Origin of the sequence: Shinella sp. (assembly GCF_035998705.1) — a bacterium.
Classification (GTDB): Bacteria; Pseudomonadota; Alphaproteobacteria; order Rhizobiales; family Rhizobiaceae; genus Shinella.
This window is the reverse complement of sequence record NZ_DASYHH010000022.1, coordinates 649,809-670,037: the sequence shown is the minus strand read 5'-3', so window position 1 is coordinate 670,037 and position 20,229 is coordinate 649,809. Positions and strand designations below refer to the sequence as shown.

Annotated in this window: 24 protein-coding genes and 1 riboswitch; of the genes, 2 read left to right on the top strand and 22 right to left on the bottom strand. The window is 64.3% G+C overall.

What is annotated here, in order from left to right; all coding sequences use genetic code 11:
• Positions 1-32: 32 nt before the first annotated feature.
• The 5 genes from hpaD to VGN93_RS19860 form a co-directional block, all read right to left on the bottom strand.
• Entirely contained in the window at positions 33-1,013 is a 981-nt protein-coding gene (gene hpaD / locus VGN93_RS19880; RefSeq protein ID WP_327508784.1) for a 3,4-dihydroxyphenylacetate 2,3-dioxygenase, read from the bottom strand.
• 33 nt (positions 1,014-1,046) lie between these two features.
• The gene (hpaE, locus tag VGN93_RS19875; RefSeq protein ID WP_327508783.1) at positions 1,047-2,564 is read right to left on the bottom strand and encodes a 5-carboxymethyl-2-hydroxymuconate semialdehyde dehydrogenase; all 1,518 of its coding nucleotides are present in this window, start codon (positions 2,562-2,564) and stop codon (positions 1,047-1,049) included.
• Positions 2,565-2,575: 11 nt separating this feature from the next.
• Complete coding sequence (locus tag VGN93_RS19870; RefSeq protein ID WP_319319848.1) at positions 2,576-2,962, bottom strand: 5-carboxymethyl-2-hydroxymuconate Delta-isomerase; 387 nt, start codon at positions 2,960-2,962, stop codon at positions 2,576-2,578.
• A 62-nt stretch (positions 2,963-3,024) separates the two neighbouring features.
• Positions 3,025-3,537, bottom strand: a complete 513-nt coding sequence (locus VGN93_RS19865; RefSeq protein ID WP_327508782.1) for a flavin reductase — start codon at positions 3,535-3,537, stop codon at positions 3,025-3,027.
• Positions 3,538-3,547: 10 nt separating this feature from the next.
• On the bottom strand, positions 3,548-5,107 hold the full coding sequence (locus VGN93_RS19860) for a 4-hydroxyphenylacetate 3-hydroxylase N-terminal domain-containing protein (protein ID WP_327508781.1): 1,560 nt from the start codon (positions 5,105-5,107) through the stop codon (positions 3,548-3,550).
• 94 nt (positions 5,108-5,201) lie between these two features.
• Between VGN93_RS19860 and VGN93_RS19855 the strand changes: the two genes are divergently transcribed.
• Positions 5,202-6,083, top strand: a complete 882-nt coding sequence (locus VGN93_RS19855; protein WP_327508780.1) for a helix-turn-helix domain-containing protein — start codon at positions 5,202-5,204, stop codon at positions 6,081-6,083.
• Between the two features lie 73 nt (positions 6,084-6,156).
• Here VGN93_RS19855 and VGN93_RS19850 read toward each other — a convergent pair whose 3' ends face one another.
• A complete protein-coding gene (locus VGN93_RS19850) occupies positions 6,157-6,366 on the bottom strand; it encodes a TOBE domain-containing protein (RefSeq protein WP_256119745.1) in 210 nt (69 codons plus the stop codon).
• Between the two features lie 143 nt (positions 6,367-6,509).
• On the opposite strand from VGN93_RS19850, the gene VGN93_RS19845 reads away from it, so the two are divergent.
• Positions 6,510-7,343 (top strand): amidohydrolase, encoded by an 834-nt coding sequence (locus VGN93_RS19845; protein ID WP_327508779.1) that lies wholly within the window; start codon positions 6,510-6,512, stop codon positions 7,341-7,343.
• On the opposite strand, the gene VGN93_RS19840 is transcribed toward VGN93_RS19845, so the two are convergent.
• The 16 genes from VGN93_RS19840 to VGN93_RS19765 form a co-directional block, all read right to left on the bottom strand.
• A complete protein-coding gene (locus tag VGN93_RS19840; RefSeq protein ID WP_327508778.1) occupies positions 7,340-7,945 on the bottom strand; it encodes a thiamine phosphate synthase in 606 nt (201 codons plus the stop codon). The genes VGN93_RS19845 and VGN93_RS19840 overlap by 4 nt on opposite strands.
• Positions 7,942-8,715 (bottom strand): thiazole synthase, encoded by a 774-nt coding sequence (locus tag VGN93_RS19835; RefSeq protein ID WP_327508777.1) that lies wholly within the window; start codon positions 8,713-8,715, stop codon positions 7,942-7,944. Before VGN93_RS19835 ends, VGN93_RS19840 begins: the two co-directional genes overlap by 4 nt.
• 1 nt (position 8,716) lies before the next feature.
• Complete coding sequence (gene thiS / locus VGN93_RS19830) at positions 8,717-8,914, bottom strand: sulfur carrier protein ThiS (protein WP_327508776.1); 198 nt, start codon at positions 8,912-8,914, stop codon at positions 8,717-8,719.
• Positions 8,911-9,897 carry a glycine oxidase ThiO gene (thiO, locus tag VGN93_RS19825; protein WP_327508775.1) on the bottom strand — a complete coding sequence of 329 codons (987 nt, stop codon included), beginning with the start codon at positions 9,895-9,897 and terminating at the stop codon, positions 8,911-8,913. The genes thiS and thiO overlap by 4 nt, the downstream gene beginning before the upstream one ends.
• Before the next feature lie 2 nt (positions 9,898-9,899).
• Positions 9,900-11,720 (bottom strand): phosphomethylpyrimidine synthase ThiC, encoded by a 1,821-nt coding sequence (thiC, locus tag VGN93_RS19820; protein ID WP_327508774.1) that lies wholly within the window; start codon positions 11,718-11,720, stop codon positions 9,900-9,902.
• Positions 11,721-11,812: 92 nt separating this feature from the next.
• Positions 11,813-11,929: riboswitch (TPP riboswitch) on the bottom strand.
• 201 nt (positions 11,930-12,130) lie between these two features.
• Positions 12,131-12,847: a Bax inhibitor-1/YccA family protein gene (locus VGN93_RS19815; RefSeq protein WP_319320281.1), complete on the bottom strand. Its 717-nt coding sequence runs from the start codon at positions 12,845-12,847 to the stop codon at positions 12,131-12,133.
• A gap of 27 nt (positions 12,848-12,874) precedes the next feature.
• Positions 12,875-13,648: an anti-sigma factor gene (locus VGN93_RS19810; RefSeq protein WP_319320284.1), complete on the bottom strand. Its 774-nt coding sequence runs from the start codon at positions 13,646-13,648 to the stop codon at positions 12,875-12,877.
• A complete protein-coding gene (locus tag VGN93_RS19805; protein ID WP_319320287.1) occupies positions 13,635-14,180 on the bottom strand; it encodes a sigma-70 family RNA polymerase sigma factor in 546 nt (181 codons plus the stop codon). Before VGN93_RS19805 ends, VGN93_RS19810 begins: the two co-directional genes overlap by 14 nt.
• A 54-nt stretch (positions 14,181-14,234) precedes the next feature.
• A complete protein-coding gene (locus VGN93_RS19800; protein WP_327508773.1) occupies positions 14,235-14,672 on the bottom strand; it encodes a YqaA family protein in 438 nt (145 codons plus the stop codon).
• Positions 14,673-15,086: 414 nt separating this feature from the next.
• On the bottom strand, positions 15,087-15,311 hold the full coding sequence (locus VGN93_RS19795) for a hypothetical protein (protein WP_319320295.1): 225 nt from the start codon (positions 15,309-15,311) through the stop codon (positions 15,087-15,089).
• A gap of 116 nt (positions 15,312-15,427) precedes the next feature.
• Positions 15,428-16,144 (bottom strand): TfuA-like protein, encoded by a 717-nt coding sequence (locus VGN93_RS19790; RefSeq protein ID WP_327508772.1) that lies wholly within the window; start codon positions 16,142-16,144, stop codon positions 15,428-15,430.
• On the bottom strand, positions 16,141-17,325 hold the full coding sequence (locus VGN93_RS19785; protein WP_327508771.1) for a YcaO-like family protein: 1,185 nt from the start codon (positions 17,323-17,325) through the stop codon (positions 16,141-16,143). The genes VGN93_RS19790 and VGN93_RS19785 overlap by 4 nt, the downstream gene beginning before the upstream one ends.
• Before the next feature lie 19 nt (positions 17,326-17,344).
• On the bottom strand, positions 17,345-17,545 hold the full coding sequence (locus VGN93_RS19780) for a hypothetical protein (RefSeq protein WP_319320302.1): 201 nt from the start codon (positions 17,543-17,545) through the stop codon (positions 17,345-17,347).
• Between the two features lie 43 nt (positions 17,546-17,588).
• The gene (locus tag VGN93_RS19775) at positions 17,589-17,849 is read right to left on the bottom strand and encodes a hypothetical protein (protein ID WP_327508770.1); all 261 of its coding nucleotides are present in this window, start codon (positions 17,847-17,849) and stop codon (positions 17,589-17,591) included.
• 31 nt (positions 17,850-17,880) lie between these two features.
• Complete coding sequence (locus VGN93_RS19770) at positions 17,881-19,689, bottom strand: hypothetical protein (protein ID WP_327508769.1); 1,809 nt, start codon at positions 19,687-19,689, stop codon at positions 17,881-17,883.
• A gap of 6 nt (positions 19,690-19,695) precedes the next feature.
• The gene (locus VGN93_RS19765) at positions 19,696-20,142 is read right to left on the bottom strand and encodes a helix-turn-helix transcriptional regulator (RefSeq protein WP_319320311.1); all 447 of its coding nucleotides are present in this window, start codon (positions 20,140-20,142) and stop codon (positions 19,696-19,698) included.
• Between the last annotated feature and the right edge of the window lie 87 nt (positions 20,143-20,229).

Genomic DNA, 20,229 nt, shown 5'->3' with positions numbered 1-20,229 from the left:
CTCGGCGCTCGGCCGTCGATTTGCAATGCCCGTCAGGGGGCGATGATCGGTTGCGCCTTCAGGGGTGAATCCGTGACCTCGGTGCCGGCAAACAAGCTGCCATGTTCGAACCAGGATTTTGGCGCGGGCGAGCCCCACAGCGTCTGGCGCTGCGGGTCTTTCAGGTCCCATTTGATGGGTTCGAGGTCCGGGTCCACCGTCTGGTAATCCGAGCAGTAGATCTCGATGCGGTGGCCGTCCGGATCGAGGATGTAGAGAAAAAAGGCATTGGAAATGCCGTGCCGGCCGGGGCCGCGCTCGATGTTGGAGACCCAGCCGGTCGTCGCCATCAGGTCGAGCAGGTCGATGATGTTGAGCGGTGTGGGCACCCAGAAGGCGGTGTGGTGCAGGCGCGGGCCGCGGCCGTTTGTGAAGGCGATGTCGTGAACGCCGCCCTTGCGGTGCGTCCAGGCCGCCCAGAGCCGGCCCGACTCTGCGTCCTCGGTATATTCCGTCACGCGAAAACCGATCTCGTTGTAGAAGGCGACGCTGGCGTCGACATCCGGCGAGAAGCAGTTGAAATGGTCGATGCGCAGCGGTTTGACGCCGCGATAGAGCGCGTATTTCTGGTGGATCGGCGGCAGGCGGTCCATCTTCGTGTAGAATTCCAGCGGAATGCCCTGCGGATCGCGCGTGCGAAAGGTGCGGCCCTGGTAGGGGCGTTCGACCCATTCCACCGGCAGGCCCTTGCCCTCGAAGAAATGCACGGCCTTTTCGAGATCCTCCTCGTCAAACACCTTGAAGCCGAGGTCGCGGGCTTCCGGCTTGTCCGATTTTTTCAGCACGATGCAATGGTGGCCGCGCTCTTCCATCGCACGCAGATAGATCGTGTCCGCCGTCTCGTCGGTCACCTGCAGGCCGAGCGTATCGACATAGAAGGCGCGGGATTTTGCTAGGTCCGTCACGCCGAATTCGACATGGGAGAGCCGCACGATGTTGAACGGCGGGTAGAGGTTTGGCTGGGGTACGGGCATGGGGTCCTCCTCAAGCGCAGTCTTATCGGGCGGTCAGCCGCCGAGTTTCGGAATGGCGTGGGCGCCGGTGGCGAAGGCGATGTTCTTCGTCTCCATGTAGAAATCGAAGGACCAGTCGCCGCCATCGCGGCCGATGCCGGAATTCTTCACGCCGCCGAAGGGCGTCGGCAGGTGGCGCACGTTTTCCGAATTCACCCAGATCATGCCGGCCTCCAGATGATCGGTGAAGCGGAAGGCGCGGGTGACATCCGCCGTCCAGAGATAGCCGGTGAGGCCATACTGGACGTCGTTGGCAAGCGTCAGGGCTTCGGCTTCGTCCTTGAAGGGAATGGCGGTCAGTACCGGGCCGAAGATTTCCTCCTGTGCGATGCGCATGCCATTGTTCGCCTTCGTGAAAAGCGTTGGCGAGACGTAACATCCGCCGCCCGGCCCCTCGAATTTTTCGCCGCCGGCAGCGACCGTCGCGCCTTCGGATTTGCCGATCGCGATATAGTCCAGCACCTTTTTCTCATGCACCGGATGGATCAGCGGGCCGACGACGGTTTCGGGATCAAGGGGATGGCCGACCTTGATGCGCTTGGCCTTCTCCGCAACGAGGGCGGTGAAGCGCTCGTAGATGCTCTCCTCCACCAAGAGGCGCGAGGAGGAGGTGCAGCGCTCGCCGTTCAGCGAGTAGATCATGAAGACGGCGGCGTCGGCGGCGCGTTCGAGATCCGCATCGGCGAAGACGATGACGGGGTTCTTGCCGCCGAGTTCGAAATGCACGCGCTTCAGCGTGTCGGCGCCCTGTTTCATGATCATCGAGCCGGTGCGGCTTTCGCCGACGAAGCCGATCGCCCTGATCAGCGGATGTTCGGTGAGCGCCTTGCCGGCATCCTCGCCAAAGCCGTTGACGAGGTTCCACACCCCCTTCGGCAGGCCGGCCTCTTCGGCGATCTCGACAAGCAGCCGCGCCGTCAGCGGTGAAAATTCGGCCGGCTTGTGCACGATGGTGCAGCCGGCGGCAAGCGCCGGGGCGATCTTCCACGTGGAGAGCATGAAGGGCGTGTTCCACGGCGTGATGATGCCGACCGGGCCGATCGGCACGCGGGTCGTCATGTTGACCTGGCCCTCGGTGCGCAACGTCTTGCCGTCGCGCGCTTCCGGCGCGCGGTCGGCGAAGAAGCGGAAGTTTTCCGCCCCGCGCAATGCGGCCTTCGCCATGAAGCGCAGCGACTGGCCGGTATCCATGCATTCGACGAAGGCGATTTCCTCCGCCCGTGCCACGATGGCGTCGGCGATCTTGTGCAGCAGTTTTTTGCGCGCGTCGCCGGGCATCGCCGCCCAATCGGCGAAGGCGGCCTTGGCGGCTTTTGCGGCGCGGTCGATATCGGCGGCCCCGCCCTTCGCGACGGTTGCGAGCGGCTTCAGGTCGACGGGCGAAATGGTCTCGAAGGTCGCGCCGTCTTCGGCGGACAGGTCCTCGCCGCCGATGCGGTTCAAGACGCCCTTCTCCTTGAAGCGGGCGAGATAGGCCTCCGCCTTCGCGCTGTTTTCCTGCAGTTTCGACATGGGATTTCCTGTTACTTGCCGCGCAGGCGCGGATGGATGGCGTTCTTCTTCCAGCTCAGCTCCGCGTCGATCTCGCGAATTTCCAGCGAAAGCGCGAAGTGCGGCGTCTCGAAGAGGGGGGCGAGCAGCCGGCTCGCCGTGGCGAAAAGCGCCTCGCCGGTGTGCTTTTTCTCCTCTGCGCTGCGGCCCTTGCCGATGCGGAAGTTGAGGTCGACGAAGGCGTTTTCGGCCAAGCGGTCGGCAATCGCGTAGTGATCGGCCCGCAGCGCCCGCACGCGGACGGCGCCGACCTCGAAAAGGCCGGTTGCGAGCACCGTCTCCAGCAGCGCGGCGCAGAGCGCATCGAGATCGGTGCGGCCTTCCAGATTGGCCGAATATTCGACGGTCAGGTGCGGCATAGTTCCTCCCGGCGCAGCTTTTTATTTAACGTGTTAAATATAAGGCCGCTTGTCAAGAGGCATCAGCCGCCGAAACTGCCGGTCTGGGTCGGCACGTGCACATAGTTGCGGTCGAAATAGATCAGCGCATGCCCATCGCGCCGGCAGCGGATGTCCACGACCTCGCCGATGAGGATGTTGTGCGTGCCCACAAGCCGCGCCTCCGTCAGCCGGCAATCGAAGGAGACGATGGCGTCTGCGAGCGCCTGGTTGCCGGAGGGCAGGTCCGTCCAGGCGGCATCGGCATAACGCGCCTCCATGTCGGCTTCACGCCCGGCGAAGGAGGCGGCGAGTGCCTTGTGCTCCTGTGTCAGCACGTTGACGCAGAAGCGGCGGTTCTCGATGAAAAGCCCCGTCTGCGCCGAGCGGCTGTTCATGCAGACAAGCAGTGTCGGCGGCTCGTCGGTCACCGAGCACATGGCGGTGGCGGTAAAACCGCCGCGGCCGGCGGCTCCCTTGGTGGTGATCACGTTGACGGGCGCGCAGACCCGGGCCATCGCGTTGCGGAATTCGGTCTTCGAGACATTGAGGTCCATGACACGGCCCTCATTCGGCAGCATTGCTGAGGGCGTCGTCGTCCCGTGGCGGCAGCCAGGTGTCGCCCGTCCAGCCGGTCTCGTCATAGTCGGCCATGCACTGGTCGACCAGCGCTTCCATCTCCTTGAGGCGTCCGCCACGCTCCGCACCCTTCAGCACCTGGAGGCGGACTTCCTCCGGCGCGCCGGCATAGTTCAGTTCGTAAAGAGCATGGCGGCCGCCGAATTCCGTGCCGGTCGCATCCCAGAGCAGCTTCATGATCTTGATGCGCTCGATATGGCCCATGTCGTTCGAGCCGCGGACATATTGCGCGAGGTAGCGGTCGATCTCTGGGTTGGCGAAATCCTTGGTCGAGGAAGGCAGGTAGATGAGGCCGGAGGCGACGGTGCGGCGCACGATGTCGATCACCTTCGGATAGGCCTCCGACATGAAGGTGCGGTAGCAGAGCGCCGCTTCGAGGTTCGGCAGCACCGCGCCATTCGCCCAGGGGATCGGGTTGTAGGCCATGGCGTTGGAGAAGGACCAGAACTGGTGGCGGATGGCGATCACCTCGCCGAGCAGCGCCTGATTGCCGCGAAAGGCATCGCCGCCGGTGGCGCGCAGGGCTTTCGCCAGCAGGCCGGCCAGAAAATCCATCTTCACCGCTAGCCGCGTGCAGCCCTGGAAGCAGTAGCCGTGCATGAAACCTGACGCCGGATGAAAGGAGAGGATCTTTGCCGCATCGCGCAGCACCAGCACGTCCTCCCAGGGGATGAAAACATTGTCGAGTACGAGGATCGCGTCGTTCTCGTCGAAGCGGGAGGAGAGCGGGTAGTCGAAGGGATGAGCGGCGGTCGCCGCCGTCTGCTCATAGGAGGTGCGGCAGAACATTTTTACCCCCGGCGCATTCATCGGCACGATGAACATGACGGACAGCGACGGGTCTTCGGTGACGGTCGCCGAACTCTGGGCGAGGAAATTGTAATGTGTCAGCGCCGAGGAGGTGGCGACGACCTTGGCGCCCGAGACGTAGATGCCGGCATCCGTCTCCCTGGTGATATGCACGAAGACGTCCTTCACCGCATCGGCCGGCTTGTGGCGGTCGATCGGCGGGTTGACGATGGCGTGGTTCATGAAGAGCACGCTTTCCTGCGCGCGTTTGTGCCAGGCGAGCGCATTGGCCTTGAAGGGGCCGTACCAGTCGGCATTGGCGCCGAGCGTGTTCATCAGTGCCGCCTTGTAGTCGGCGGTGCGGCCCATCCAGCCGTAGGACATGCGCGCCCAGTCGGCGATGGCGCCCTGCTGGGCGACGAGATCTGCGGCGGAATGGGCGACGCGGAAATATTTGTGCGTGTAGCCGCCGGAGCCCGTATCGGTCGGCGATGTCAGTCGATCCTTACGCTTCGGGTCGTGCAGCGCATCGTACATGCGGGCAAGCGAGCGGGCCGAATTGCGCATCGCGGGATGGGTCGTCACGTCGGCGATGCGCTCGCCGTTGATATAGACCTCGCGCCCGTCGCGCAGGCTCGCGAGATATTCGGCGCCGGTGAACGGCCGTGTCTTGTCGCTGCGATGGTCTTCGGCGCGCATGGTGATCCTCCCAAAAAATCCTGACAAAGGCTAAGTCCGCCGGGTGGCGGGCGCCATGGACAAACCGGGCAATTCGCTGGTACTTTTTCCGGCCATGAGCGCACGCAACGATGTCCCCGCCTTCTTCGTCTACGGCGAGCCGAGCCGCGCGCTCGACGTCGGTTTCCTGCATGTCGAAACAGTGATGGAGCGCAAAAGCCTGCATTTCGGCCACGTCGCGCCGCACAAACATCCGCTGATGGGGCAGGTCACCTATTGGTTCAAGGGTGAGGGCCGCTACCGGATCGAGGATCGCACTTGGAATTTTTCGGCTCCGGCGATCAGCTTCGTGCCGAGCAATGTCGTGCATGGTTTCGATGTCGGCGAACAGTCGGATGCGATCGTCGTGTCGATCTCCGACGACCTGCTGAGGGCGATGGCGCCGCAGGTGGACCTGGCGCTCGATGCGCCGGTGCTGCTCGAAGGCGATGCGGAGGCGCCGGGCTGGATGCGGATCGGCACGCTGCTCGAGATGGTGATGGAGGATTATCGCGGCGGTGCTGCCGCAAGCGAGCGGGTGCTGGCGGGGCTGATCGGCGTGGTCCTGTCGCTGATGGCCCGGCTCGGCGGCAATGTCGGTTTCGAGGGCGCGTCGCCCGCAGTGGCGCTGGGGCTGGACCTACGGCGCGCGATCGACCGGCACTATCGCGAGGATTGGCCGGTAAGCCATTATGTCGAGCGTCTGGCGACGACGCCGCACCTGCTCGACAAGGCGGCGCGCACGGTGTTCGGCCAGACGGTGAAGGACATGGTGCTCGAGCGGCGCCTGCTGGAGGCAAAACGCCTGCTCCGCTTCACCATCCGCCCGGTGGAGGATATCGGCCGGGAGACCGGCTTCGAGGACCCGGCCTATTTTTCGCGTTTCTTCCGCAAGCGCACGGGTGTTTCGCCGACGGTTTGGCGCCGGCAGAATTCGGAAGCCGCCGGTGCCGGTTGATCATGTGTCGATCACGCCGCCCCGCAAGGGGACTACGAGACCGGGCCGGCTATATGTGCAAGAAGATCGACGATTAATCGTCGATCGCCACCATCACATCCGATGCCTTGATCACCGCATAGGCCTCGTGGCCGGCGGCAAGGCCGAGTTCGTTCACCGCGTCGTTGGTGATCGACGCGGTGATGACCTGCCCGCCGATATCGATGCGGACATGCGCCGTCGTGGCGCCGAGAACGACTTCGACGATCTTGCCCTTGAGGCGATTGCGTGCGCTGATCTTCATACATTTTCTCCTGTTGTTCGAAGGGAAACCTAGAGGGAAGGTCCCGAAATGGAAGGCGTGGCGGTGCGATGGCCTGAACGCAATTCGTATTTGAATGGGTCATTCTTCTGTGGCAGTGTCCGAACCGTCTGGAGGAGGCCCGCATGATCATCGACACGCACCTGCATCTCATCTACCGCGATCGGCTCTCCTATCCCTGGCTGTCGGGCGTGCCGGCGCTCGATGCGGATTTCACCCACGAGGCCTACGCGCGCGAAGCCCGCCGGCTCGGCATCGTCGCGGCGCTGCATATGGAAGTCGATGTTGCGGCGGCGGACATCGCCCGCGAGACGGCGATGATACAGGCGCTCGCCGGTGAGGAGGGCAGCCTGCTTGCCGGCGCCATCGCGTCGTGCCGTCCCGAATCGCCGAAGTTTCCCGCCTATCTCGAAAGCATACGCGTCAATTCCTTCGTGCGCGGTTTTCGCCGTGTGCTGCATGTCGTGCCGGACGATCTGTCCGAAGGTGTTCTCTTCCGGGAAAACATCAAGCGGCTCGCAGGCACCGGGCTCAATTTCGATCTCTGCGTGCTGCCGCACCAGATTAGCAAGGCGATCGCACTTGCCGATCTCGCGCCCGACGTCTCCTTCGTGCTCGACCATTGCGGCGTACCGGATATCAAGGGTGGCGGCTTCGATGTGTGGAAGGGGCCGGTCGCGGAGATCGCGCGCCGGCCGAATGTGACGGTGAAACTCTCCGGCATTCCGGCCTATGGGGCGGAAGACTGGACGCTGGAGGACCTGAAGCCCTATTTCGCCCATGTGGCCGAGAGTTTCGGTTTCGACCGCATGGTCTGGGGCAGCGACTGGCCGGTCTCAACGCTCGGCGGCGGGCTTTCCACCTGGATCGGCGCGACACAGGCCCTGCTCTCCGGCGTCAGCCTGGAGGACAAGACCCGCGTGTTTGCGGAAAACGCCCGTCGGCTGTGGAAGGTCTAACGCCAGCGCGCTGTGCGCTCGATCCATTCGCGCGTGCGCGCTTCCGGATCGGCATTCAGCGTGATGTCGGTCACCACGGCCGCGCTGTCGGCGCCGTTTTCGAAGACGGCCTCCAGGCGATCCGGGTTGAGGCCGCCGATTGCGACGAGGGGAATGGCGGCGATGCGCGCCTTCCAGTCGCGCAGCCGCTCGACACCCTGCGGCGCCCATTTCATCTTCTTCAGGATCGTCGGCCAGACCGGGCCGAGCGCCACATAGTCCGGTTTTTCCCTGAGGGCGATGTCAAGTTCGGCCTCGTCATGGGTGGAGAGGCCGAGTTTCATTCCGGCCGCGCGGATGGCGGCGACGTCGGCTTCTGCCAAATCCTCCTGGCCGAGATGCACGAAATCGCAACCTTCCTCGATGGCGATCTGCCAGTAGTCGTTGACGATGAGCTGGCAACCGTGCTCGGCACATACGGTTTTGGCGCGGCGGATTTCGGCGCGCAGCCGCTCGTCCGGCAAATCCTTCATGCGCAGTTGCACGAGCTTGACGCCGATCGGCACGAGGCGCTCGATCCAGTCGGCGCTGTCGACGATGAGATAGAAGGGATCGAGCCTCATGAGAAGACGGCCTTTCCGATGACGGGGGTGGAGGGAACGGCCATGTCGCGCGGCTCCAGCGGTACGGCCTCGTGCGCGAGGCGGCCGGCATCGATGGCGAGCGCAAAGGCCTCGGCCATCGCGGCCGGGTCGCCGGCGCCGGCGACGGCGGTGTTGAGCAGCACGGCGTCGTAGCCGAGTTCCATGACGCTGGCCGCATGCGAAGGCCGGCCGATGCCGGCGTCGACGATCAGGGGGGTATCCGGAAAATGCGTCCGGAAGGTGCGCAGCGCCATCGGGTTCACCGGCCCCATTGCGGAGCCGATCGGCGCGCACCAGGGCATCAGCACGCGGCAGCCCGCTTCGAGCAGCTTCTCTGCGACGATGAGGTCGTCGGTTGTATAGGGGAAGACCTGGAAGCCCTCGCCGGTCAGGATGTGCGCCGCCTCGACGAGGCCGAAGACATCGGGTTGCAGCGTATCGTGATGACCGATCACCTCCAGCTTGATCCAGTCGGTGCGAAAGACCTCTCGCGCCATCTTCGCCGTCAGCACGGCCTCCTGCACGCTGTGGCAGCCGGCGGTATTGGGCAGCACGCGCACGCCGAGCTCGCGGATCAGCTCGAAGAACGCGCCGCCGCCCTTGCCGCCGGCCGTCTCGCGCCGCAGCGACACGGTGACGATCTCCGCCTTCGAGCGCTGCACGGCTTCCGCGAGGATGGTGGGGGAGGGATAGCGGGCGGTGCCGAGAAGGAGGCGGGATTGCACTTCCACGTCGTAGAGCTTCAGCATCTCAGCCTCCCTGCATGGGCGAGAGGATTTCGATCCGGTCGCGCGCGCCGAGCGTGAAGGCGTCGCGGTCCTCGCGGTGCACCAGTTCGCCGTTCACCGCTGTCGCCAGCCAGTCGCCCTCGTAGTCGAGGGCGCAGAGCAGGTCGGCGAGCGTCGCGGCCGCGACGTCCTGCTCCTCGCCGTTGATGATGAAGGTCATGACGCCCTCCTTTCCGGTTGTTGCTGTTGCGCGACGAGCCGCCGCGCGACTTCTCCCGCCATGGCCGGCGCCAGCAGGAAGCCGTGGCGGTAGAGGCCGTTGACGTGGATGGTGTTGCCGTCCTCCGTCACGCGGGGAAGATTGTCGGGGAAGGCGGGGCGCACGCCGGCACCGGTTTCCGCAAGCCTCGCCTCACCGAAGGCGGGGTGCAGGGCGTAGGCGGCGTTCAGCAGTTCCATCAGTGAGCGGGCGGTGATCGGGCCGGCATCCTCGCTCTCGATCATCGTCGCGCCCACCATGAAGCGATTCTTCTCGCGCGGGACGATGTAGATCGGGTGGCGCGGATGCAGCAGGCGGACGGGACGGGAGAGTTTTATCTCGCCGGTTTCGAGAGTGAACATCTCGCCGCGCACGCCGCGCAGCTCCGGCATGTGGCCGATCCGCGAGGCGCCGGTGCAGTCGATCACCCGGTCATAGCGGCCCTCGTTCGGTTCCCCGGCCTGGCCGAAGAGGAACCGCATGCGACCGTCCTCAAGCCCGGCTGTCAGGGCGGAAAGCGCCTTTCGCGGATCGAGATGCGCCTCCTGCCGGAAGAACAGCGCCTTGCGGAAACGGCCGGCGAGATCCGGCTCCAGTGCCGAAATCCCCGCATCGTCCAGCCATTCCCAGCCGCTGGTGCGGCCGGCGAAACGGTCGAGCTCGCCGGCATCGCGCCCGCCGGCGACGACCAGCGTTCCCCGGCGGTGCACGTGGCCGGGGACTGCCGCCTCCCACCAGTCGGCGGCGAGCCGGCCGAGCGTCAGCACCGGCTCTTCCGCGCTTTCCCGCTCGCACCAGGGCGCCAGCATGCCGCCGGCAAAACCGGAGGCACCGGCGCCGGCCTTTTCGGCGCGCTCCCTGATGGTGACGTCGAAACCGTGGCGATAGAGCTGCCAGGCGACCGTGAGGCCGGCAACGCCGGCCCCCTTGACGAGGATGCGCATGGTCATTCTCCGGCTGTTGTTTCGAGCGGCATGTAGAGATCGCCGCCCTCGCGGAATTTTGCGGCCATCGCCTCCAGCCCCTCCTTCTGCGCCTCGGCGCGGATATCGTGCGAGATGCGCATGGAGCAGAATTTCGGGCCGCACATGGAGCAGAAATGCGCCACCTTGTGCGCCTCCTTGGGCAGCGTTTCGTCATGGAAGGAGCGCGCCGTCTCCGGGTCGAGCGAGAGGTTGAACTGGTCCTCCCAGCGGAACTCGAAACGGGCGCGCGACAGGGCGTCGTCGCGCAGTTTTGCCGCCGGATGGCCCTTGGCGAGATCGGCGGCGTGCGCCGCGATCTTGTAGGTAATGACGCCGACCTTCACGTCGTCGCGGTCGGGGAGACCCAGATGCTCCTTCGGCGTGACGTAGCAGAGCATGGCGGTGCCGAACCAGCCGATCATGGCAGCGCCGATGCCCGAGGTGATGTGGTCGTAGCCGGGCGCGATGTCGGTCGTCAGCGGCCCGAGCGTGTAGAACGGTGCCTCGCCGCAGACCTTCAGCTGCTTGTCCATATTTTCCTTGATCTTGTGCATCGGCACATGGCCGGGGCCTTCGATCATGACCTGGCAGTCCTTTGCCCAGGCGATCTTGGTGAGTTCGCCGAGCGTCTCGAGTTCGGCGAACTGCGCGGCGTCGTTGGCGTCCGCAATCGAGCCGGGGCGCAGCCCGTCGCCGAGCGAGAAGGTGACGTCATAGGCGCGCGCGATATCGCAGATTTCGTCGAAATGCTCGTAGAGGAAGCTTTCGCGGTGGTGATGAAGACACCACTTCGCCATGATCGAGCCGCCGCGCGAGACGATGCCCGTGACGCGGTTGACGGTGAGCGGGATATAGGCGAGCCGCACGCCGGCATGGATGGTGAAATAGTCGACGCCCTGTTCGGCCTGTTCGATCAGCGTGTCGCGATAGACCTCCCAGGTGAGGTCCTCGGCGATGCCGTTCACTTTCTCCAGCGCCTGGTAGAGCGGCACGGTGCCGATCGGGACCGGCGCATTGCGGATGATCCATTCGCGGATATTGTGGATGTTGCGGCCGGTCGACAGGTCCATGACCGTATCGGCACCCCAGCGGATCGCCCAGACCATCTTTTCCACTTCCTCGGCCATGGAGGAGGTAACGGCGGAATTGCCGATATTGGCGTTGATCTTCACCAGAAAATTCCGGCCGATGATCATCGGCTCGGCTTCCGGATGGTTGATGTTGGCGGGGATGACGGCGCGGCCGCTCGCGACCTCATTCCGCACGAATTCCGGCGTGACGAAATCCGGAATATGCGCGCCAAAGCTCTCGCCGTCGCGGACGAGCGCTTCCTTCACGGCCTTGCGGCCGAGGTTTTCACGGATGGCGATGAATTCCATCTCCGGCGTGACGATGCCCGCGCGAGCGTAGGCAAGCTGCGTCACCGCCTTGCCGTCCTTCGCCCGGCGCGGGTGGTTGCGGATGGGGAATTCCGGCGTCAGCCGTTCGCCGGTGGCAAAGCCGTTGTCCTCCGGGCGGATATGGCGGCCTTCGTAATCCTGCACGTCGCCCCGGGCGGCGACCCAGCTTTCGCGCAGCCGCGGCAGGCCGCTTTCGATGGAAACGACATGGGTGGGGTCGGTATAAGGGCCGGAGGCGTCGTAGACCACGACCGGCGGTTCTCCGGCAGTCGGGTGCAGGGCGATCTCTCGCATCGGCACGCGGATATCCGGGTGCTGTTCGCCGGGAATATGGATTTTCCGCGAGGCGGGCAGGGCACCGGTGGTGACGGTCGGGGTGAGCTTTTGGGCGGCAATATTCATCGTGAGGCTCCAAGGTTCAAAGTTGGAGACCCAGTCCTAGAGCCGGAATGATGGAAAGACGCCGACACGGAATCCGGGGAGCGGAATACGAGTCTACAGCGCTTGCACCGTCCCTACGCCAGTATGAACTGGATCAGGTTCAACGGGTCACTGCGCTGCGAAAGCCAGCAGTATCTCAGCCCCTTGTCGGGACCCCCCTGGTGAATGCTTTAAGCAAAGACGCTCGGGGATGATTTGTCAACATGGTAAAATGTGTAAGTGTATTCTTACCTTGTATTGTGCGGAAAACCTCTCGTCCGTCATCCTCGGGCTTGACCCAGGATGACGCCAGGGAAGGGGAGTGCAGGCTTCCGACAAACGAAAACGGCGGGGTTTTGCCCCGCCGTTCCCTTTGAAATCACTTGCGAAAACTATTCGCGTTCGCCGGTGAAGTTCAGCAGGAGCTGGAAGATGTTGACGAAGTTCAGGTAGAGCGAAAGCGCGCCGAACACGGCCATCTTCTGCTGCGATTCCTGGTCGATGTTTTCGGCATACTGTTCCTTGATGTTCTGCGTGTCCCAGGCGGTGAGGCCGACGAACACGACGATGCCGATCACGGAGATCGCGAACTGCAGCGCGCTGGAGCCGAGGAAGATGTTGACGATCGAGGCGATGACGACGCCGATCAGGCCCATGATCAGGAACGATCCGAACTTCGACAGGTCACGCTTCGTGACATAGCCGTAGAGGCTCGTCGTGCCGAACATCGTGGCGGCAATGAAGAAGGTGCGCGCGATGCTCATGCCGGTGAAGACGAGGAACACCGAGGCGAGCGACAGGCCCATGACGGCGCAGAAGGCCCAGAAGGTCATCTGTGCGGTGCTGGCCGACATCGTCTGGATCTTGAACGAGAAGAAGAAGACGAAGGCGAGCGGTGCCAGCATCACCACCCACTTGAGCGGGGAGGAGAAGATCGGCACGTAGAGCGCCGGCGTCGAGCCGACGAAGAAGGCGATGAGGCCGGTGATGACCAAGCCTGCGCCCATGTAGTTGTAGACGCGCAGCATGTGCTTGCGCAGGCCCTCGTCGAAGAGGGCGGCCGACTGCGCCTGTGCGCCGTAGCCAAATCGCTGTTGTACGGGTTCCATGGATGTCTCCTTTGTGGAAGCGGTTGATCAGTAAAGCGTGCGCGAGAGGTCTCGCGCGGTGTCCGTCAGGTCGTCGGCCTTGCGGCTTTCCGACACCAGCGCATAGGCGACATCGCCGATCTGCCAATAGGCGGCACGGGCATTGTCGGCGTGGAAGAGCAGCACGTGCTGCACGGAAAACGAGCCCGGCCGCACGGCGAAGAGCGACAGGCGTTCGTCCTTCTTCGGCTCCAGCACCAGCTCGACGCTCGGGCCATAGGCGGAGGGGAAGACCTGGGTGTCGACCACGGCCCAGCCCTTCGGCAGGTCCGGCAGGACGATCGCCGTCGCGGAGCGGATTTCGGCCGGGTCGAAGACGGCGGCCTCCGGCTGCGACGTCATCGCATCGCGGATGAGCGTGGTCTTGTGCGCCCGCACGGCCTCTTCCACGAAGGCCGGCGGCGGGGTGGAGGCCACGACTTCGGTCGCGCCGAACGGACCGAGCACGGCATGCGCCGTCCAGCCGGCGGCAACGAACAGGGCGATCGCCGCGGCGCGGCGGAAGACGGAGAAGATGCGGCGGCGGGAAAGCGAGCGCTCCAGCAGGCGCGCCGCCTCGCGCGTCGCCTGGCGGGTTACCGCGCGGTGGTCGGCCAGCGCCAGGCGCAACTCGTCGCGCACGCGCAGGTCCTTCATGATCTGGGCCGCGATCTCCGGCCGTTCCGAAAGATAGGCCTCGACCTCGATGCGCCGGCCGACGGCGAGCTGGTCGTCGACATAGGCGTTGAGATCGGATTCGAGGATCGGGTCATTGCTGGTCATCGCCAGTGCCTCCGACGATTCTGAGATGGGGGACGGGTGCGTTGGCGCCGTTCTCTTCGAAGGCGCGCAGGCGCTCCCGGGCGCGTGCGACACGCGACATCAGCGTGCCGACCGGAATACCGAGCGCATCGGCCGCCTCCTGATAGGAAAGTTCCTCGATCGCGACGAGGTGGAGTGCGGCGCGCTGCTCTTCCGAGAGCGCGAAGAAAGCGTTGCGCAGTTGCGTGAGGCGCACCGAATGGTCCTGGTTCGCCGGCACGGAGGTCTCGCCCAGCTCCGCCGCCGCGTCGTGGCGGCGCTGTTGGGAGCGGCGCTGGCGCAGGCGGTCGACATGGGCATTGTGCAGGATCGACATCAGCCAGTTGCGCACATTGGCGCCGGTGCGGAAGGTCGACTGACGCTCATAGGCTTTCACCAGCGCGTCATGCACGAGGTCTTCGGCATCGTCCGGATTGCGGACGAGCGACAGCGCATAGCGCCTGAGCGCTGCGAGTTGTCCGATCACGTTGAAGCCGGGTGTCTTTCCGTTCATGACCCAGTATACGAGAGCCGAACGATCCTCATTCCATCGCCCGCATAAAAAAGTTTACAGCCAGTGCAGCACGATGGCGGCCAGCGCGATGTAGCGGCCGAACTTGGCAATCGTGACGACGAGAAGGAAGCGCGGGAACGGCTCGCGCATGATGCCGGCGGCAACCGTCAACGGATCGCCGATGATCGGCATCCAGCTTAAAAGCAGGCTCCACCAGCCATATTTGCGATACCAGCGCCCGGCGCGGTCGAGGTTTTTGGCATTGACGGGAAACCAGCGGGCATCGCGAAAACGCTCGACGCCGCGGCCGAGCAGCCAGTTGATGACGGAGCCCAGTACATTGCCGATGCCGGCGACGATGATGAGCAGGACTGGCGAATAGGTTTCGGTTGCCAGCAGGCCGGCCAGTACCGCTTCCGACTGGGCGGGAAGGATGGTCGCGGCGATGAGCGCCGCCAGGAATAGGCCGCCATAGGCTGCGAGCGTGGTCATTGAATATGGGCTAGGGGCAAGGCAACCGGTCCGGAAGGTCAGGCGAAGGCACACGCATGTCGACGCCGAGGCCGGCGCCGCCGCTCGAAAGCGTGGTGATGATGCCGATCTTCACCGCTCGGCCTGCGCCGCGCCTGCGGTCAGCAACGCAAGGGCCGCCACGCCCGTCAAAATCGTCCGCATGCGGCTCTCCTCGCCCGGATTTTTCGCCCTGTTTGCCGGGCGTTTTCGGAAGGGAACTTTTCAGAGTTCCGCGATCAGCGCAACCGTGTGTTTTCGTTTCTCAATCGGAGAATTTCAAGACGATCGGCGGCGGCCCGCAGGTCCGGGCCGCACGCGCGATCAGCGCCGTGGAGGAGGACGGCGGCTACTGTTCGACAGGCCTGCCAGTGCGGCCGGTCGATCCCTCTCCGGTCAGCAGAGCGCCGACCGGTTCATCAGCATGATGTCGCTCGACGTCAGCGTCATGCGTGACGGTTCATCGATCTGGTCCAGCACGGCGCGCAGCGCCTTGTCCAGGCAGAATTCCACCACCTCGGCGTCCAGCGATTTGGCGGATTCCAGCGCGAAGGCGACGAGCCGTGCCAGCGCCATCATCTCCGTGCCGCGGTCTTCCATTTCCATGGTTTCTATTTTCATGTCCTATGCCCCCGGAGCAATGCTCACTCTCAGCCCCTGCTTCGCAGTATAGGCGCGACATTCGGATGGTGCGCGTGACTCCAGCGTGACACACGCGGAATGGGAAACTGCTCGTTTTATGAGGTTTCAGGTTGATCCGCGACGGAACGCCAGAGGCTCGTCGCCCGGAACGACCAGTTTCCCCGTTTTGCAGGGCTTTGCGGCGTGAAGTCGGTCAGGATGCGCACCAGCATGAGGGCGTCCTCGCGCTTCCGGTTCACGCTCGTTGCGTGGAGAAGTTGCAGCAGTTGTGGCCGCTCCGCGGCCTTGCCGGCCGCTTCAATGATCGCGGACCACGTCCGGTCCTTGTAGAAGAGCTGCCGGGCGACATCTCGAAAGCGCGATAGCGTCGGTTTATCAAGGGCCTCGTCGGCCTCCAGCCGGTCGAGCGCCGCATCGACATTGACGAGCGGCAGCGAGAGGGCGGGATAGCCGAGTTCGGCCGGGCCATGCAGCAGGGCGACGTCGGAATCGTCGACGCGGCGGCCGCTGGCATAATCCTCATAGATGCGGCCGATGCCGACCATGCCGAACGCGTCGCATTCGGCGGCGCGCAACGCACCCATGCTGGCCGCGCCGAAAACCGCCACGCCCTGGTCGAGCGCATGGAGGATTTCCTTGTGCCAGACGGGCGCCACATGCTCGAAATTGCCGTCGATGATGCCGATCGCAATGGCACCGTCGCGCACCGCGGCCAGCACGTCACCATGTGCAGCCGGCGGGCGCACGCGCATGGCGTCGCCGCAAAGCCTGGCGGCATCGGGCAGGCTGGGTCCGGCGAAGAGGATTTTCATGAGGTTCCGAACAGCATGCGGGAGAGCGCGCGGGAGCCGACGGCATGGCGACGCGCGCCCTCGGGGTTTTCCAGGGCGGGCACGACCATCTTGACCACCGAGACGGGCAGCGACGCATCGGTCAGCGGCACCGCGACGATGGGTGTGATGCCGGACGCGGCGAGCGCCTCCAGGCAATGGGCGAGCAGGGCCGCGGCGTCTCCCGACGGTGCGGCATAGGCTTTTGGCGTTGTCGGCAATGCCTCGAAGAGGGCGCGCGTTTCCGGTGCCAGCGGTCGGATGAAGCTTTCGGCAAAAAGATCGTCCCGCGCGCCGCTGATATAGGTGAGGCGCGATTGCGCGACTTCGGTCAGCGCGCGGATGACGGCGCGCGCGGCGACGGGATGGGTGCCGTAGCCGACCGTCGCATCGTGGAAGAGCGGCGCCTTCTTGTCGAGGATGCCCGCATCACCGAGCACCGCGGCATAGGTCGGGATGGCGAGGTCGCTTGTAATATCGAAGAGACGCAGGGCGAGCCCCGCGTCGCGAAAACGGCCGACGAGCGCATTGATGACCGGATCGCCGAAGCCTGTCGGGTCGATGGCGGTCGCGAGGCGTTTTTCACGCGGCAGCAGGCGCCAGAGCCGGTCGGCATCCCGCTCGATGCGCTCCAGCAGGCCATGCAGGATCGCCTCGGTCTCGGAATTGCCGGAGGCGAGACCATCGGAAGACTGCCAGAAGCGTGGCGCACGATCGGTCCTGTCGAGGCAGATTGCGTCGCGCGGCACCCAGACGCGGTCGCCGCTCACGAGGTCGTGGCCCGTGAGCCAGCCGAGCTTCTCCTCCTCGGCGAGAAACGCCTGGCCGGCCGCAACGAAAATGTCGAGCGGCAGGCAGGTTTCGCCGGCCTCCGTGAAATCGCGCCGCGATGCGTGACGCGTCACAACCAGCGGTTCGCCGGCCACGGCCCGCTCGAGCGCCTCCATGGCGGCGGAGACCTTTGCGTCGATATCGGTGATGCCCTTGCCCTGATTGATGACGATCGAGCGGGCATTGGGGCTGACGGCATTCCAGACCGGAATGCCGATGCGGTCGAGCCCCGTCAGCCGCGAGAGCCGTGTGATGCCGAACCGAGGCAAAAGCGCCTCGATCCGGCTCCAGGTCTGTTCTGGGCCGCAGATGCGGTCCGAATAGGCGGTCATGGGTTGAGCCGCCAGGCGGTCACTTGTCCAGGAAGCCGCCGGAGAGCGGCTCTGCTGTTTTAGCGATCGCGGCAAAACTGACGCCGCGCGATGTAATGTCGCCCGCTTTGCGCAGGCCATCTGCAACATCGGCTGCAACCGCCGTAACGGTGCCCGCTTCCAGATCGGCGACCCAAAGACCATTTTCACCTTCGAGTCCGAGAACGACGATTTTCGACATTTCACTTCTCCTCTGGTTGAAGATTCTTGACCTGAATGAACGTTTACTTGTCCATGTATCCGCCATCGGCATCCATATAGCCGCCACTGGCATCCATGTAGCCACCGGAAGCGGCATCTATCGATGTAGCGAGTGCTGCGAGATTGACGCCTTTCGTGATGGTAGCACCGGCTTTGCGGAGATCATCCGCCGTCTTTAGCGCCCCGGTTGATGGCACGGGAAGTGCTGCCACGGTGCCTGCATCAAGATCGGCTATCCACAAGCCGTCTTCACCTTGCACGCCCAGCACAACTATTCTTGCCATGTCGTCATTCCTTTCGATGGAGAGTTGATGATCAGAAACCGGCCTTCTTCAATCCCTCATAATAATGCTGACGCTGCCATTCCTCCTTGAAGGGGACAATCGCCATCCAGCTATCAAGATCGAAGTTGGGATGGACGTCGTAGGTGCGGCGGATGAACTGCCGAGCCTTCTTGGTATCGCCCAGCATGCCCCAACTCGCCGCCGCTAGGCGATCTGTCGGAAGGCGGTCTTTCATGCGCGCGATATAGTCTAGTGCCTGTTCGTATTGGCCTATGGAGTAGCTGGCGCCGGCAGCGATCCAGAAATAATCGTCCGGTGGCAGAGGATTGAGATCGATCGCGCGCTGGATTTTCTGAAGACCAAGATCCGGTCGTGAGCCCTGAACCAGCGTATCGGCATAGCTCGCGACAACATTTGCATGGTTCGGGCTCAAAGTTTCGGCCCGTTCCAAATGTTCGGCGCTTTCGTCGAATTGGCGGGAATAGAGCTTTGCGACGCCCAGTTCGCGATGGCCGGAGGCAAGGTGGTCGTCCGTGCGAATTGTTTCTTCCGCCTTTTGCTCCGCCTTTCTTAGAAGGTCTGCGTCACCGCGTGCCGTCACCAGCCACTCGAGGAAATAGCTGCGCGAGAGCCCGCTCATGCTTGGCGCGAAATCGGCTCTCAGTTGTAAGGAATCGCGGAAGCTTTTGCGGGCGCGGCGGATGTCGCGCAAGTCGAGTTTTTTGAGGAGACTCTGGCCGATCAGGAAGCTGTGATAGGAGCCGGCGTCGCGCTCGTAGTCGCCGCGCACCAGTTCGTTGCGCTCGACCTCGGTGGCGATGGCGCCGGCGATCTGGTGGGCGATCATCTGGCGCGAACGCGCGAGCCCTTCGGCCGACAGCGGGAAACGCTCGGCCCAGATCACCTCGTCGCTGCCGAAGAAGATGAGCTGGGCGAACAGCGTATGGCTGGCGCCTTCGTCGCGCAGCCTCGTTTCGAGGATATAGCTGATCTTGTGGCGCTCGTAGGTCGTGGCCCGGTCGGCCTGGAGCGAAATCTGCGCTGCGGTGTGCGGGGCGATGATCGAGATGGAGCGTAACGCGCAGAGCCCGATCGTTACGTCCTCGATCAACGCTTCGGTAAAACGCGCGGCGTTGCGCTGGGTGAGTGTGGTGACCGGCGGCAAGAGCACGACACGCGGCGGGTTCTGCCGCGCCGGCGCGATATCCACCTCTTCCGGCATCAGCAGCCGGGCGGGTGGACGGAGGGTCATCAGGCTGGTGGTCGCTGCGGCGCGGCCGGTCAGCACGGCGCGCACCTCGTCGTCCTCGGGGGCGCTTTCGAGCAGGCGAAGGGCGGCTGTGGCACGGGCCGCCCGCGTGCTGCCATCCGTCGTCCGGCTTTCCAGCAGGGAGCGGCGCAACAGGGCGGCATGCGCCGACCGCTGCAGCGTGATCCAGCTCGAAAGCGCGCGGTTGCCGGGCTTGACGTGTTTCAGGAAATCGTCGGTCAACAGATCGGCGAGCACATCGAGGCTCGCGCCGTCGCGCACCTTGTCGACGTCGCTGTCGATGGGCTCCGGCCCGCGCGCAATCGTCGTGTCGGTGAAGGTGAGGTAGGTCCGGTCGAGTTCCCGCTGGCGTTTTTGCACGCGGGAGACCGTCTGGCGCAGGCTCGCGAAGGAGGCCGTGCTGTTGGCGTCGTCCCAGAAGAGGCTCGCCGCATCGGCACGCGGCATGTCCGGCACGCCACGTGTCTGGAGATAACAAAGGATCAGCAGCGCCTTTTCGGGAAAGACGATTTCGTCACCGCCCTCGTCGAGCAGGCGCAGATGGCCAAGCGTCTGCAGCCGTGCCGGCATTTGGGGTCAGATCCGTAGTTCCGGTGCGTTGTCTGCGCGTTCGTTCGCCTCTGCGGCGGCTGCACTTGCCTTGGAAAGCGCGGTCGCAAGCGAGATGATCGACTTGCGAACGCCCGCATCCTCGATCTTCAGGAAGGCGCGGTTGAGGTCGAGACCTTCCTTGGAGGACACGAAGGTGGAGACGTCGCCCGTCTCATGGCCGGCACCGGCGGACGGCATGGCGCTTTCTTCGTCCTGGAAGAAGAAGCTCGGCGGCACGCGGAAGACTTCCGAGATCGCCTGGAGGCGGCTCGCGCTGATGCGGTTGGTGCCCTTTTCGTATTTCTGCACCTGCTGGAAGGTGACGCCCAGCCGATCGGCGAGTGCCTCCTGGCTCATGCCGACCATCAGCCTGCGCAGGCGGACGCGGGAACCGACGAAGACGTCGATCGGATTCGGTGTTTTCTTGATCATGAGGCTTTCTCCCCTATAGGACATGCCGGGGCATGGCGAGGCACTGGTATCTCCTCACTTTGCTTGAATCGCCGGTGCTATGCAACT

What these genes read in the sequence shown, in the direction of transcription:
- VGN93_RS19800 (WP_327508773.1), bottom strand. Translation starts at nt 14,672, where the DNA reads ATGACCACGCTCGCAGCCTATGGCGGCCTATTCCTGGCGGCGCTCATC.
- VGN93_RS19775 (WP_327508770.1), bottom strand. Translation starts at nt 17,849, where the DNA reads ATGGCAAGAATAGTTGTGCTGGGCGTGCAAGGTGAAGACGGCTTGTGG.
- VGN93_RS19815 (WP_319320281.1), bottom strand. Translation starts at nt 12,847, where the DNA reads ATGGAACCCGTACAACAGCGATTTGGCTACGGCGCACAGGCGCAGTCG.
- VGN93_RS19835 (WP_327508777.1), bottom strand. Translation starts at nt 8,715, where the DNA reads ATGCTGAAGCTCTACGACGTGGAAGTGCAATCCCGCCTCCTTCTCGGC.
- thiC (WP_327508774.1), bottom strand. Translation starts at nt 11,720, where the DNA reads ATGAATATTGCCGCCCAAAAGCTCACCCCGACCGTCACCACCGGTGCC.
- thiS (WP_327508776.1), bottom strand. Translation starts at nt 8,914, where the DNA reads ATGACCTTCATCATCAACGGCGAGGAGCAGGACGTCGCGGCCGCGACG.
- VGN93_RS19850 (WP_256119745.1), bottom strand. Translation starts at nt 6,366, where the DNA reads ATGAAGATCAGCGCACGCAATCGCCTCAAGGGCAAGATCGTCGAAGTC.
- VGN93_RS19780 (WP_319320302.1), bottom strand. Translation starts at nt 17,545, where the DNA reads ATGTCGAAAATCGTCGTTCTCGGACTCGAAGGTGAAAATGGTCTTTGG.
- VGN93_RS19790 (WP_327508772.1), bottom strand. Translation starts at nt 16,144, where the DNA reads ATGAAAATCCTCTTCGCCGGACCCAGCCTGCCCGATGCCGCCAGGCTT.
- VGN93_RS19785 (WP_327508771.1), bottom strand. Translation starts at nt 17,325, where the DNA reads ATGACCGCCTATTCGGACCGCATCTGCGGCCCAGAACAGACCTGGAGC.
- hpaE (WP_327508783.1), bottom strand. Translation starts at nt 2,564, where the DNA reads ATGTCGAAACTGCAGGAAAACAGCGCGAAGGCGGAGGCCTATCTCGCC.
- VGN93_RS19765 (WP_319320311.1), bottom strand. Translation starts at nt 20,142, where the DNA reads ATGATCAAGAAAACACCGAATCCGATCGACGTCTTCGTCGGTTCCCGC.
- VGN93_RS19845 (WP_327508779.1), top strand. Translation starts at nt 6,510, where the DNA reads ATGATCATCGACACGCACCTGCATCTCATCTACCGCGATCGGCTCTCC.
- hpaD (WP_327508784.1), bottom strand. Translation starts at nt 1,013, where the DNA reads ATGCCCGTACCCCAGCCAAACCTCTACCCGCCGTTCAACATCGTGCGG.
- VGN93_RS19870 (WP_319319848.1), bottom strand. Translation starts at nt 2,962, where the DNA reads ATGCCGCACCTGACCGTCGAATATTCGGCCAATCTGGAAGGCCGCACC.
- VGN93_RS19810 (WP_319320284.1), bottom strand. Translation starts at nt 13,648, where the DNA reads ATGACCAGCAATGACCCGATCCTCGAATCCGATCTCAACGCCTATGTC.
- VGN93_RS19840 (WP_327508778.1), bottom strand. Translation starts at nt 7,945, where the DNA reads ATGAGGCTCGATCCCTTCTATCTCATCGTCGACAGCGCCGACTGGATC.
- VGN93_RS19770 (WP_327508769.1), bottom strand. Translation starts at nt 19,689, where the DNA reads ATGCCGGCACGGCTGCAGACGCTTGGCCATCTGCGCCTGCTCGACGAG.
- VGN93_RS19865 (WP_327508782.1), bottom strand. Translation starts at nt 3,537, where the DNA reads ATGGACCTCAATGTCTCGAAGACCGAATTCCGCAACGCGATGGCCCGG.
- VGN93_RS19805 (WP_319320287.1), bottom strand. Translation starts at nt 14,180, where the DNA reads ATGAACGGAAAGACACCCGGCTTCAACGTGATCGGACAACTCGCAGCG.
- thiO (WP_327508775.1), bottom strand. Translation starts at nt 9,897, where the DNA reads ATGCGCATCCTCGTCAAGGGGGCCGGCGTTGCCGGCCTCACGGTCGCC.
- VGN93_RS19795 (WP_319320295.1), bottom strand. Translation starts at nt 15,311, where the DNA reads ATGAAAATAGAAACCATGGAAATGGAAGACCGCGGCACGGAGATGATG.
- VGN93_RS19855 (WP_327508780.1), top strand. Translation starts at nt 5,202, where the DNA reads ATGAGCGCACGCAACGATGTCCCCGCCTTCTTCGTCTACGGCGAGCCG.
- VGN93_RS19860 (WP_327508781.1), bottom strand. Translation starts at nt 5,107, where the DNA reads ATGCGCGCCGAAGACCATCGCAGCGACAAGACACGGCCGTTCACCGGC.